The 14,269-nt window shown below is 40.2% G+C and carries 9 protein-coding genes and 1 pseudogene; 7 read left to right on the plus strand and 3 right to left on the minus strand.

Annotation, left to right across the window (positions count from 1 at the left end; translation table 11 throughout):
- From ABDW33_RS22940 to ABDW33_RS22950, 3 genes and pseudogenes are all read right to left on the minus strand, one after another.
- Positions 1-705, minus strand: a pseudogene (locus tag ABDW33_RS22940) (hypothetical protein); the annotation flags it as partial.
- 16 nt (positions 706-721) lie between these two features.
- Positions 722-2,089: a T9SS type A sorting domain-containing protein gene (locus tag ABDW33_RS22945; protein ID WP_343692437.1), complete on the minus strand. Its 1,368-nt coding sequence runs from the start codon at positions 2,087-2,089 to the stop codon at positions 722-724.
- 467 nt (positions 2,090-2,556) lie between these two features.
- Positions 2,557-2,988 (minus strand): hypothetical protein, encoded by a 432-nt coding sequence (locus ABDW33_RS22950; RefSeq protein WP_343692438.1) that lies wholly within the window; start codon positions 2,986-2,988, stop codon positions 2,557-2,559.
- A gap of 762 nt (positions 2,989-3,750) precedes the next feature.
- Between ABDW33_RS22950 and ABDW33_RS22955 the strand changes: the two genes are divergently transcribed.
- The 7 genes from ABDW33_RS22955 to ABDW33_RS22985 all read left to right on the plus strand — a co-directional run bounded on the left by ABDW33_RS22955 (position 3,751) and on the right by ABDW33_RS22985 (position 14,260).
- A complete protein-coding gene (locus ABDW33_RS22955) occupies positions 3,751-4,833 on the plus strand; it encodes an efflux RND transporter periplasmic adaptor subunit (protein ID WP_343692439.1) in 1,083 nt (360 codons plus the stop codon).
- 25 nt (positions 4,834-4,858) lie between these two features.
- Positions 4,859-9,319 (plus strand): efflux RND transporter permease subunit, encoded by a 4,461-nt coding sequence (locus ABDW33_RS22960; protein ID WP_343692440.1) that lies wholly within the window; start codon positions 4,859-4,861, stop codon positions 9,317-9,319.
- Positions 9,320-9,586: 267 nt separating this feature from the next.
- Positions 9,587-10,522, plus strand: a complete 936-nt coding sequence (locus ABDW33_RS22965) for a histidine kinase (protein WP_343692441.1) — start codon at positions 9,587-9,589, stop codon at positions 10,520-10,522.
- 8 nt (positions 10,523-10,530) lie between these two features.
- A complete protein-coding gene (locus ABDW33_RS22970; protein ID WP_343692442.1) occupies positions 10,531-11,292 on the plus strand; it encodes a LytTR family DNA-binding domain-containing protein in 762 nt (253 codons plus the stop codon).
- Positions 11,293-11,376: 84 nt separating this feature from the next.
- A complete protein-coding gene (locus ABDW33_RS22975; protein ID WP_343692443.1) occupies positions 11,377-11,979 on the plus strand; it encodes a hypothetical protein in 603 nt (200 codons plus the stop codon).
- A 10-nt stretch (positions 11,980-11,989) separates the two neighbouring features.
- On the plus strand, positions 11,990-12,409 hold the full coding sequence (locus ABDW33_RS22980; RefSeq protein ID WP_343692444.1) for a DUF2147 domain-containing protein: 420 nt from the start codon (positions 11,990-11,992) through the stop codon (positions 12,407-12,409).
- Between the two features lie 330 nt (positions 12,410-12,739).
- Positions 12,740-14,260 carry a glycosyltransferase family 39 protein gene (locus ABDW33_RS22985; RefSeq protein WP_343692445.1) on the plus strand — a complete coding sequence of 507 codons (1,521 nt, stop codon included), beginning with the start codon at positions 12,740-12,742 and terminating at the stop codon, positions 14,258-14,260.
- Positions 14,261-14,269 lie beyond the last annotated feature (9 nt).

The raw sequence follows: 14,269 nt of genomic DNA on the forward strand, positions 1-14,269 counted from the left end.
ACCCTTATCTCCTTTTACACCTTGAATACCCTGCGGACCAGTGGCTCCCGTATCACCTTTATCCCCTTTGTCTCCTTGTGGCCCTGTTGCCCCCTGAGGTCCAGTTGCTCCTTGCGGACCAGTGGCACCTATATCTCCTTTGTCCCCCTTTACACCTTGAATACCTTGCGGACCAGTAGCACCTATATCCCCTTTGTCACCCTTTACACCCTGAATCCCTTGCGGACCAGCAGCACCTTTTTCACCATTACATATATAAATTGTAAGGTTATTATCAATCTCCCCATTTTCCAACACGCCATTATTATTACTATCTGTGCCTACTTCCACCTTAGATCCACCGCTACTACAGATTGTACCGGCAGTAACAACCGTTGTCTTAATTAATGCATTCGAACCATTTGCACCAGCTGTTCCCATCGCTCCAAGACTAGTCCATTCCGGCGAGACAGCCGTTCCTTTATTATAATAAAAACCATTGGTTCCATCAGTCTGATAAATCAATAAACCAGTAGCCGGACTTGCAATTGCAGCTTTTTGCGCAGCAGTCATTCTTGGTATAAGTAAACCTTTAACGGTGCTCTTTACATCCAGCATAGCACTATTATCAGGTTGAGAGCCATCAACGTTAACGCCTACATTTTGTGCAGTAGCCTGTAATGTGAATGCAAGCAAAAAGCCTGTAAGGATTTTTCTAAATTGCATGGGTATTGAATAAATATTAAGGATTGAATTTTATTATTTTAATCGCCTTGTCAGAAAGGTTAACCATTTTTAAGTAGTATGTGCCTGCCCCGGCACTGCTAATATCAATTGATACGGTGTTAACCCCGATTGCTGCATTGATCTTTTTACGGGTAACCATTGCACCGGTATTACTTATGACTTCTACATACACCTCCTGCTCAACAAAGCTGTTGAATTTAATATTTAAAGGACCAGTAGTGGGGTTGGGAGTTACCTGCAATACAATGTTTGGATAACCAGCAGGTGTTAAAGTGACTATATTTGAATACTTATAAGTACTATCAGTAAAAATGATCTTATAGCGATAGCTCCATACATCAGCTACAGATGTAGGTTCTGTATAAGAATACGCCAGGGTGGAATTGGAGTTTCCTGCAGCGGGCAACGTGGCTATGTTGCGGAAATTGTTATTGTTTGAGCTGCGCTGTAATTCAAAACGAAACGTATTTCTCTCATATCGTGTAGTCCAGCTAAGCTGAGCCCTGTTTTGATACAATTCACCCGACAGGGGAGAGGCAATGATGGAGTCAACGTTATTATTGCCAATGATATATCTTCCGTTAAATGAATCGTTATTGATCTGGATAGTATTGTTATTTACGTCAGCAGCATAAGGGATGCGCCATATGCCTGGTGTGTCAGGAGACTTTATATAATAAACAGCAAGCTCATTTTCAAGGTTGCCATTTAATTCATTATCAAAATAGTGAAATGTGATATCTTCTTTACCGCTCGTCCCGTTTGTTGCGGCTACATCATAAAACCGGTTAATACTATTATTGCTTCCTGCCTGTAACGCTTGTTGTCCTCTTTTTATAACAGTAAGACCCAGATTACTGGTGGGTGTAACTATCATGCCTAAGTTACCCGGATTCACACTACCGCCAGCGGAAATATCGGCAGTCCTGATCAAAAAGCCACCATTTGGCCCAATGACATGTGCAGCAGCTGTTTCACCATTCAAAATCCCGGTATTACCCAAATCCAGGTTATAACCATTCAAGTCAATATTTCCTGCAACCATGTTTACCTGACCATTTGCACCGGAATGCTGCAATAATGTTAATGTACCCGTCGACTTACTGAGTGTTATGGTATTAAAGTAAGTGATAGACGACCCCGATACGGTAGCGGGTAAAGAGCCGGTAAAAACAACTGAACCGTTTCCTCCATTAAATATTCCGGAGTTGGCAATACCACCATTATTCACTACAATTTTTGCAGAATCTTTTACGACCAGATTACCACCATCACTAATAATCAAACCTTGGGCAGAAACTTGTATAGAAAGGGTTACTGCTGCCGTTGCAGACAGAAAGTTTACGAATCGTCTAGGGATCATTTTTTGTGCCTTTTGCAAGTAGATATTCCGCGAAAGTAATATTTATTTTTTGGTTAATAATCCATTTATGCCCGGATTTTTTTTAAAAAATGGTTAGTAGTGCAATTTAGAAGTTTGAGCAGGTTGTGTTTTTTGGGTTAGTATTTCATAGGCAACACTTTTGCTGTTTCCCGGTATCCATCCTTCGACAATGAAAAACGACTACTTATTTACTGGTGCAATTTAACCAGGATCGTAGCCTGGTCATCGTGATTATTATACTACCCTAAATCGCATTTTTGATACCGGGGACTGCCTGCCGGGCTTTGGCCTGGAATTCGCAAATATTCTCCGGGGAATGGATTGATTAATATACAAGAACTCCTGGAAACAGCCATGCAGCTCCGGCATGCCAGCTCCTCTCAGATCGGATTCCAAATTTTAGGAATAGTTCTATCCGCGGGATAAAATATGGCGTAAGATCACAATTATTTGCTGGAGACACGGAAATATTTCATGCCTACTTCACCCGAGCTCCCGAATTGGATTGGATAAAGTATCAATTCATCGGGGGTTAGTGTATATGTATAACTTGTGGTATCGCTTTGAAATCCGTCATTTCTATAAGTGAATATGACGCTGTCTTCCACCAGGTATCCGTCGGAATAGTAATCGCCAATTCTAAAAGCATTATACCGCTCATCTTTCATGCTGCCATCCATATTAAACTCTACATACTTGTCCTCAACCACAGCCCTCCAATTTATGAAATCATCGGTAATATAATGGTCCTTGTAAATTGCCATCAGTTTCCATTTGCCGGCAAGACCCTTAAATTCGTTTGGGAGCGGCGTATTTCGACGCTTACAGGAAGTAAAGAAAAGTGCTATCGTCAATGTCATGTAGAATACAGGTTTCATGGAAGATCTAAGGTTATGAGCTTGTTTTAAATAATGTAAATAAAATCACCGTATTGTGAACACACTATTAGCAGTGTTTTTTAGTTTATTATATACATCGAATTTATAATCACGACTGAACATTTTTTTCTGGCATTTTGGCCTTAGGAATAGAACATTTTTATTCATTGTCTGGTATTATTTTTACGCCGGAAACGGGCAATCGTGACTCCCCACAACCAGGTACTAACTACGAATAAAATAACACAAATCCACAAGAAGATCATACCAACCAATCCTGGCATGCCGCAGCCAGAACTGGCCGGTGCCATTATTGGCAAAACGTAGACCATCTTCGCAGAAAATAAAAAAATAGAACTGAAGATCACGGCTATTATCAGCAAAACATATTTCAATAGTAAGGGCTTTTTCCAAAGGTATCATTTTTATAGATTCATATTGGGTAACAAAGAGAAAGTTTCAGCAAGTATATCAATAACCATCCTATAAGCAGGGTTTTACAAGGGCGTACCTGGAATTGAACCGGTTAGTGATTGTCCATGAATGAGTTATGGGGTGGGTAGCTTTAAATTTGAAGGTAAAACCCACTATGATGGTGTTTCTTAATGTATAAAAATAGTAGCCCAATTCTCCACTTTGAAAGTAAAGGATATCATACAGTACATGCCTGTGTAATTTCAGTAGCCATTTATGGCAGGTCAGTCACTTTGAAAAATTTCCCTCCCGTCTTCGCCCCACATTTGCATAAAATCAAGTACAAAAATGAACTGGACCAAGACGAAGAAAATATTGTTACTCCTATCCGTAGTAATTATTCTATCGGTAGGTATCTATTTCAAATTAAGTGGCAACCAGGCAGCTGTTCAGAACGAAATAAAAGAAGAGCAGAGCCTGGGATGGTATAATGCCCAGGCAGCAATTGTTCGTGATACAATATTTATCGATTCTCTTGTATATCGCGGTTCAGTGGAGGCCGGCCAGACTACTACCGTAACGGCTGAAACAGAGGGTAAAATAATCTATTCTGCTATTGAAAAAGGAATACAGGTTTCTAAAGGATCGCTATTGGCAAAATTGGATCCTGTTACTAAAGCGGCCACTCATAAAATCAATCAGGATGTCTATGAAAAGGCTGTTAAGGATTATAATAATCTAAAAGCCCTGTTATCCACTGGCAACGCTTCAGAAATAGAAGTATCCAATGCAAAACTACAAATGCAGAACGCGGCATCTCAATTAAGTATCAGTGAGAAACAAATAGCTCAAACTGTGGTGACCGCACCTGCCAGAGGTGTCATTTTTGAAAAGAAAGTAAATAACGGAGAATTTGTTGCTCCCGGTACTCCATTATGTTCAATTGCTTCCCTCGATGAGGTCAAAGTCACTGTATATCTACCCGAAACAGTGATTGCTGGTGTTAAAATCAACGACGATGTAAAAATTAAAGTAGATGCCTACCCGGATGTTCCTTTTTCAGGAGAAGTAAATGCGATTATTCCGGTTGCTTCTGATGCCAGGACATTCCCTATAGAAGTTATAGTTAAGAATAACCGTCCATTTAAGCTATTGGCAGGGATGAGTATATCTGTTGTATTTAATGCAGATAGAACCATTAAAGGTACGGCTATCCCACGTACAGCAATGATAACAAATAAAAAAGGAAATTTTGTTTACGTGATTCATAAATCAGATAAAGCTGTATTGACAGCGATAACTATCGGAAAGTCATATGGTGATTATGTAATGGTCACAGATGGTATTCAAAGAGGAGATACCATCATGATTAATGGTATGTTGAACGCTGCCGATGGCAAGCAAATTCAGCACGTGGATATTCACCAATAATTGTATAATATTTCAATGTTTCGATATGAGCATCACCGGACTTGCTATTAAAAGGCCGATCTTATTTATAGTACTTTTCCTGATTTTAGGCGGACTAAGTTTTCTGAGTTACCAGCATCTAAAATATGAGTTATTGCCCGATCTGGCTACGCCTGCTGTTACCATCATCACTGCATATCCTGGTGCGTCACCGGAAGACGTTGAAAACAGCGTAACAAAGAAGATAGAAGAAGCAGTATCCACCGTTAGTAAAACCAAAAAAGTAAGTGGGAACTCTTTAGAAAATGTTTCCGTTGTTTCTGTTGAGTTTGTCGCAGACGCAGATCAGGAACAGGCATTACAGGATGTTCAACGTGCGGTGAACACTATTTTGGCCGACTTCCCCGCGGGGGTTAAAACACCTGTGTTGGAAAAATTCAACGTAAATGATTTGCCTGTCGTAAAGTTGGCGGTAACATCAGATTTGAGTGCGTCATCATTATATGATCTGGTAAATAACCAGATTAAAACAAGGTTGGCACAGTTAAAGGGGGTAGGTAAGGTAAAGATACTGGGAGGTAGGTCAAATGAAATTAAAGTACTAGCCAGGCAGGATAAGCTGACCAGTATCGGCTTGCCTATTACAGCTTTGTTTGAAGCTATTCAGAGAGAGAACCTTGATTACCCGGTTGGCACTATTAAAGATAATGATGCGCAATTTGGAGTGAGAGTAAGCGGTAAATTTTCGGATACCAACCAGGTGAAAAGTATTGTGGTTAAAAAGTTTGATGATGGTAGCATAGTCAGAGTTGGAGACCTGGCATATGTGTATGGTGCACCGAAAGAGGAAGATGTACGTAGCCGTTTAAATGGCAAATCATCAGTAGCAATTTTTATAAATAAGCAATCAGGATCAAATGCCGCAGCAGTAGCAAAGCTGGTGCGCGAGGCAATCGTTGATATGGAAAAAGATTATAAACAGGATCATCTGCAATTCAATGTTGCACAGGATAGTTCTGAGTTCACCCTCGCCGCAGCGCATCAGGTATACGAAGATATAGGTGTAGCCATCCTGCTTGTAGCACTGGTCATGCTGGTATTTCTGCATAGTCTTAGAAATGCAGTGATTATCATGGTGTCGATACCTGCCTCTCTATTCAGTGCATTTATAATGATGTATGCACTTGGGTATTCACTGAACCTGATGACGTTGCTTGCTATCAGTCTTGTAATAGGAGTATTGGTTGATGATTCAATTGTGGTACTCGAAAATATTTACCACCACCTTGAAATGGGAAAAGATAAAAGAGTGGCAGCACTGGATGGACGTAATCAGATAGGTTTTGCGGCATTGTCAATCACCTTTGTGGATGTAGTGGTATTCTTACCAATGGCATTGGTGACAGGACTGGTAGGTAGCTTAATTAAGGAGTTTTCTCTGGTAATTGTTGTATCTACCTTGTCAAGCCTGGTTGTCTCTTTTACACTCACACCAATAATGGCCTCAAGATTTTCTAAACTTGAACATTTAAGTCCGGCAACCTTCTTAGGCAGGGCAGGACTTTGGTTCGAGGGCCGAATCCGGCAAATGACCCGGGGGTATGGAAAATTACTTCACTGGAGTCTGAAACATAAAATTATCATTGGCATTGTTGCTATATCTACGCTTGCAGGAGCTATTTCACTTTTAACTACGGGAATTGTAGGCACTGAATTTTTGCCGGCAGCTGATAAGGGAGAGATGAGCTTGTTTGTTGAATTAGAGCCAGGTGCGAAGCTAAATGCAACAGATTCAACAGTGAGAATTATCGAGGGAAAGCTGAAAAGCATTCCAGAGGTAACCAGGTTATTTTCAAACATTGGGTATCAGAATGACGGGTTTGACGAAAGGTATAATACCAATATTGCGACCGTAAATATTAGCCTTGTACCTGTAAATGAGCGGAAAAAGTCACTTGCTAAATTGTCAAGAGAGGTAAAGGCCCTTGCCATGCAGGTGCCGGGTGTAAAAAGCAGAGTGTCTCCGATTGGTCTGTTTGGTGCAAATGAGGCACCTATACAATTGTTGGTTACCGGCACCAACCGGGATAGTGTAAACCTGGCTGCAGAAAGGATCTTACAACGTATCAGACTTATTGAGGGAGTATTGAACCCACGTTTATCCTCCCAGGAGGGCAAACCAGAATTGAAGCTGGTGTTAGACAGGGAGAAAATGGCGGCAATGGGTCTAAGTACCGCAACTGTTGGCAATGCACTGCGTATGAGCGTATATGGGTATGATGAAATGAAATTCCGGGACCATGATAAGGAAAAGGACATCCATATTCAGTTAAATGAAAACGATATTAATCATACAGGTGAACTTTTGAACCTTAGTTTTGTGAATGAGAAAGGGCAGATCGTTTACCTGAACCAGTTTGCAGAGGTAACAACACAGGCAGGTTCATCGGCACTGAACAGAAGGAATAAGCAGCCCTGCGTTGCAATTTTAAGTCAGGTATCAAGCCGCCCGGTAGGTGATGTCGGGGCGGATATTAAAACTGCGATAGATGGTTTACAACTCAATAATGGTATTACTGTGAAATATGAAGGTGATCTGGAGTTGCAGGATGATTCATTTGGTAGCCTGATAACGGCATTACTGGTATCCCTGATTCTTGTTTACCTTATCATGGTCTTATTATACAATAACTGGATTTCTCCATTTATTATTTTATTCTCAATCCCGCTGGCGCTTTGTGGTGCATTGCTGGCATTGGCACTGACCGGGAAGTCATTGAATGTTTTTGCGATTTTTGGTTTGATTATGATGATGGGGTTGGTCGTTAAGAATGGTATCCTGTTGGTGGACCGAACAAATGAATTGCTGGGAGACAATGTTAGCACCAGGAGATTAATTCAGGCATTGGTTGAAGCGGGTGAATCCAGATTCAGACCGATCCTGATGACAACACTTGCCATGGTAATTGGTATGTTGCCGCTTGCATTGGCAAGTGGGGCGTCTGCCGCCTTCAGTAGTGGACTGGCGTGGGTACTTGTCGGGGGATTGAGCAGTAGCATGTTTCTTACCCTGGTGGTAGTGCCGGTTGTTTATTATGTGGTAACCAGGTTGAGGAGACGGTTTCGTTCCACCGGAGGTAAACGGCTGGCCTATATACCGGCGAAAGCGGTTCTGCTGTTAATGATTATTGTCAGTTTTACCATGAAAGGGAAAAGTCAGGAGAAGGTATCGCTTTCACTAAAGCAGGCTGTTGATTCAGGTTTGATAGCCAATCAACAAATAAAAATAGCAGAGATTGAGGCGAAGAAAGCTAAATACAGTCTAAAGGAAGCGCAGTCATATTTATATCCCCAGATTGAGGCGACTGCTACTTACATGCGTAATATAAAACCTGTGGTATTTTATCTGCCTACCTTTGGCATAAATGCAGCCGGGCAGATTACCTACGATGCTAAACAACTACAGGCTATTCCTGCATCTGCTGCAAATGCATATACCGGGACCGTAAATGTTAATATGCCATTATTTAACGCGACCGTTTCGGGCAATGTTAAGTCGGCAAAATTGAATGAAAACCTGCAGATGGCAAATGTCGAACTATCCCGCTGGGAGCTGGCGGATGAAATTCGTAAAGCCTATTTCAACGTGCTGATTTCCAGGCAACAGCTGGCGACAGGTGTTGCGGCATTGAACAGGGCAGAACAGCGACTGAATGAGAGTAAAACGATATTATCAAAGGGCTATGCCAGCGTTAATGATACGTTGACGGCATGGAGTAATGTGTCGCTGATGCATATTAATGTTATGAAAGCTCAGACAGCGGTGGAAATCAGCTCCAATTATCTGAAAAGCATGCTGGACCTTTCCCCTGATGCAGAACTGGATTTGACTGATACTATAGGTATGTCCTTATTAGGTGATCAGCAATTATTAGTAGAAATATCGAAAGCAGAGAGTAAACGCCCGGATTTCCAGGTGAATGACTGGAAAAGACAGATAGCTGAGCAGGAAATCAACAATGAAAAGGTCAAACGTTTGCCGTCTTTAGGTTTTATCGGTCAGTATGGTATACAGGCACAATCCGAAAATTTTAAATTCGGTAGCTATCAGTATCCAAATAACGTGTTTGTCGGTGTGCAGCTTTCAATACCCATTTTTACCGGTTTCCGAACAGATGCCAGGGTGAGGCAAAGTATGTTGCAGCTGGACCAGTTGGCTGCTGAACGCATATTACTGACTAAACAGGCGAGCTTACAGATACGTAATGGTATGGCATCGTTAGTGGAAAGTAAAAGTAAGATAGAACGGTTAAAGGAGTTATGTATAGCCAGGGAAAGATCCCTTGAATTTGTTCGCAGCCGCTGGAAAATGGGTTTGGTTAAATATACTGAAGTGGCAGATGCTGATCTGTCCCTGTTACAATCAAATAATGACTATACACAGGGTGTGTTTGAATATTTATCAGCAATCGCAACGTTGTCTAAGGTGACAGGGAGTATACATTAAATAGTATTTACAGGGATTGATAATTATAGATTTGCGAAAAAGCAATGCAGTTGTAGGATAAGTAGACAGGCCCGATATTCCTATCGGGCCTCATAAAAACACATTATAAACAGATGGCTTCGGAAATTGTTTTAAATATTATTAAGTTAGCGTATGCGTAACCATAATTATAGATTGTTTAGAATATACGGGTATCCGATTTTCGGAGTACTATTATATCTTTTCTTTCAGCTGATCAATCCCGTGGAGAATTGGCTGAGAGACTTTATGTCAATGAGTATTGGTGAGTTCTTTTTGCAAATTCTGTTCTGTGTAGGTTATGCTTCTATTTTATTTGAGTTAGGCATTCAGCTCACACATTTGCTAAATAAATGGTACCCATGGGAGAGAAGTATAGGTAAGCGAATTGTTATTCAGTTTGGAATACACAGTATAATCACCTTATTGTTAATACTATTCTTTTTCGAAATATATCTCAGGTCATATTTCCATGATGACACACTTTACCGGCAGGTAATGATAATAGGAATAATACTATGCGTACTTAATAATGCGGTATTCACAGCTGAATATTTCTTCCATAAGTGGAATGATGCCAGTGTAAGGGGGCTGGAGTTGGAGCGTCTTTCTAATCAGGCACAGCTGGATGTACTGAAATTGCAGCTCGACCCACATTTTCTATTCAATAATCTAAGTGCAGCAATTTCATTGGTGGAAGATGAGCCTAAGGTTGCTATTAGTTTTATCACAAAACTGGTATCGATATATAGGTATATGCTTTCCAATAAATCTCAGCATATTATTTCGTTACAGGAAGAACTGGATTTTATCAAAGGGTATTTATATTTATATCAAACCCGGTATGGCGATAGCATCCGGGTTGAGATAGACGAGTTTTCACAGGCGCATAAATATGGTGTACCTCCGTTAACCTTACAGCTTTTAATAGAAAATGCTATCAAGCATAATATGTTTTCGTTGGATGAGCCGCTGACAATTCAAATACTTATTACAGATAGGGAATTGATTGCAGTTAAAAATAACAAGTCGCCGCGATTGCATAAAGGAATTGGATTACAGATGGGGTTAAAGAATATAGAGCAACGATATTTACTGATGAATGAGGTAAAGCCTGTTATAATTGATAAGGAAGGCTCGTTTACTGTTGAGATTCCTTTAATTAAATTGAGTGACCAGGAATAATTTAATATATGATATCAGCATTAATTATAGAAGATGAATTACCTAATATCAAAAGACTTGAAAAATGCCTTTTGGAATTGGATATAGTAATTTCGGTTGTTGGCCGGCTACAAACGGTTAAATCCAGCGTAGAGTGGTTGCAAATGAACAACCATCCTGATATTGTTTTTATGGATGTACAGTTAACAGATGGCAACAGTTTTGAAATATTTAACCAGGTGGATATCAGGTCATCTGTTATTTTCATAACAGCATATGATGAGTATGCATTAAAAGCGTTCCAGGTAAATGGAATTGATTATCTGTTAAAGCCATTAGAAACAGATAAATTACAGCGGAGCATTCAGAAAGTACAGTCAATGAACCTAAAAGTAAGAGATGAGAGTCTGGTTCAGTTGTTGAAAAATATGCAACATAAGCAAACGGTTTACCGTACCAGGTTCCTGCTTCCACATCGGGATAGATTAGTGCCTATAGGAGAGTCGGAGATAGCCTACTTTAGATCGGCCAATAAAAATACTTATTTAACTACGCATAAAGGCGATTTGTTTGTAGTCGATCAAACATTGGAGGAATTGGAGAATGAAATGAATCCCGTCAATTTCTTCCGGTTAAACAGGCAGTATCTGGTTAGTTTGAAAAGTATAAAGGCCATTCATCTTTCTCATAATGGACAATTGAAAATTGAGTTAGCTCCTGCCGTCGAAGACGAAATTTTAATTAGCCGGGAGCGTTCCAACCATCTTAAAAAATGGTTGAATCAGATTTAATTTCTTAATCATTCGCTTTAATTATTAGTAATCACATGCGCTGGTTTTCGGCGTACGGGATATTATTGTCAAATAAATTGTACCATGAGAAACCTGTGTCTTTTTTTTCTTTTTCATCTTATCAGTGTGGATGCGCGTGCGCAGTCTTCGGGCCGATCGTTTTTTGATAAATTATACTTACCGTTTGGCATCGGGTATGGAGTATCTCCTGGCGGAGGTATTCAGTCTGGCACTACCCTGAATACCGGTGCGGAAGTTCGTATAAAGAACAGGCAGGGGCTATTCTTGCGGTTTGATTATAACAGCCGTAATAATAATTATCAAAATGAGGCAGTGAATAATACGAATGTCTTAAAAGGGGAAATTAGCGCGAACGATTTTCTGCTAGGAGTGGGATATCGTTGTAAGATTTATAAAGGGATAGGAGCGTATGCCTTAGTTCAGGGAGGAGCCAGTAATTATTCATATCCATATATAACGACGGTAACTGATGGGTATAGCGTATCGCAGCAATCGAAAATGGTTCCAATGATGGCAGGTGCAGGTGGCATTGAATTCTATTTTGTTAAAAGTGCAGCTATTTTTATTGAGGGTAGGTATCTCTTTCATATGGAACAGCCCTTTGTAAAGATCAATAGCTACGATGTAATAGGTATTTCAGTAGGTATAACGACGAAGTTATTTTAATCTAAACGATATGAGACATTTATTTGTAATGGCAATCTTTTGCTTTGGAACAATGCATGCCTTTGCCCAGATTGAAGGACAGTGGAAGACTTTCAATGATAAAACCAGGAAGGCGGAATCTATTATTGAGATATTTAAAAACCAGGATGGAAAGTTTTATGGGAGAATCGTTCAACTGCTGGTTGAGCCGGAAAATCATAATTGTGTGGCTTGTGTAGGTGATAGGAAGGGGAGACCGATGATCGGATTGGAAATCATCAGAGGGCTACAGAAGGATGGTAATGAGTATTCAGGAGGGAGAATTATGGACCCCGAGTCAGGCGATGAGTATAAGTGTATTATAAAGCGGGATGGTAAGTATTTGAAGGTACGGGGGTATGTTGGTTTTGCTGCTATGGGAAGGACGCAGGTATGGGAGAAGGTTGATTGACGGGAATTCAACTGTTAGAATTAAATGACAACTTCTTCAGTTAAATTCCTTGATTTGCATTAAAATGCATTTATGCTATATTTTTGCGCAGACGTTGGCTAAATGTGGGACTGAATATCTGCAGGGATATTCCGTTGCATTTCAATTGGACTTTAGCAAAAACGAAATGCAATGATTGTCGAGCAACCCAAACTTAGTGTATGAAACGCACCAGTTTTTGGCTGAAATTCCGTATCAGTATCGGAATAATGAGTTTTCAATTTTATACAACGTTTACATGACTATTGTAATAAATCCGTTTCAATACAAACCCGTATTATTGAATTTCATATGAAGAAAAGAACAATAGTTTTAATCGCATTCATAATATTAAAATTCTTATTACAATATCTCCTGATAAGCCCTGAATACGATTTACAACGGGATGAATATTTGCACCTTGATCAGGCACATCACCTGGCATGGGGTTATTTGTCAGTACCTCCAGTGACCTCCTGGATTTCGTTCCTGATCCTGCTACTGGGAAATTCAATCTTCTGGATTAAGTTCTTTCCTGCGCTATTCGGAGCCTTGACTATTTTAATAGTATGGAAGGCAATTGAAGAATTAGATGGAGATATGTTCGCCTTAATTACAGGAGCAACCTGTGTATTGTTTTCAGCCATATTGGCTTTAAATACGCTATATCAACCTAATTCACTGGATGTTCTGAGCTGGACGGCCTTTTACTATTGCATCATCAGGTATATAAATTCAGAAAAACAGAAATGGTTGTTGCTTGCCGCCATTGTTTTCGCCATTGGATTCCTGAATAAATACAACATAATATTCCAGCTCCTCGGGCTGCTTCCGGCACTTGTACTATCACCTCAACGAAAAGTATTTACCCGTAGAGGGTTCTATCTGGCGGCTTTACTTGCATTCGTACTTATTCTTCCGAACCTGCTTTGGCAATACAACAACGATTTTCCGGTTGTGCGCCACATGAAAGAGTTATCGCGTTACCAATTGGTGAACGTAAGCAGGGTGGTTTTTTTAAAATCCCAGTTGCTTTTCTTTTTTGGTGCAGCTATTGTAATTTTATCTGGATTAGGTGCTTTGGTAGCATACAGGCCATTTCAAAAATATAGGCTTTTCTTCTGGACATTCATCTTCACCTTATCTCTTTTCATCTACTTTAAGGCAAAAGATTATTATGCCATAGGTGTATATCCTGTTTACATAGCTTTTGGCGCTGTTTTCCTTTCCAGGGTATTGTCAGGGGACTGGAAAAGGTATTTACGTCCTTTGGTAATTATTATGCCCCTGCTCGTCTTCTTTCCAATGTACAAGGTGGCTTTTCCCAATAATGGTCCCGAATATATCCTGAAGCACCAGCAGGAATATAAAAGGTTTGGACGTCTTCGCTGGGAGGATGGTAAAGACCATGCGCTACCGCAAGACTTTGCAGACATGCTTGGATGGAAAGAACTGGCTCACAAAGTGGATAGTATTTATGCGCAACTTCCCACCCGGAGCAAAACCCTGGTGCTTTGTGATAATTATGGACAGGCAGGCGCCATAAATTATTATTCTAAAAAAGGTATACAGGCAGTCTCATTTAATGCTGATTATATCAATTGGTTTGTACTGGATGAGCGGTATGATAATTTGATCAGAGTGAAAGAATATTATGACAGGGGTGATGAATTGCAACAAACAGGTGGTTATTTCCTTACTGGGGTGGCTGCTGATTCTGTCACCAATCCGAATGCAAGGGAATATGGGACAACCATTTTCCTTTTTACGGGCGCTAAAATAGATATAAGGGCGCGACTAAAAGATGAAATTGTAGAAGAGAGGAAGTATTAGCAGGTTGTT

Origin of the sequence: Chitinophaga sp. (assembly GCF_039596155.1) — a bacterium.
GTDB lineage: Bacteria > Bacteroidota > Bacteroidia > Chitinophagales > Chitinophagaceae > Chitinophaga.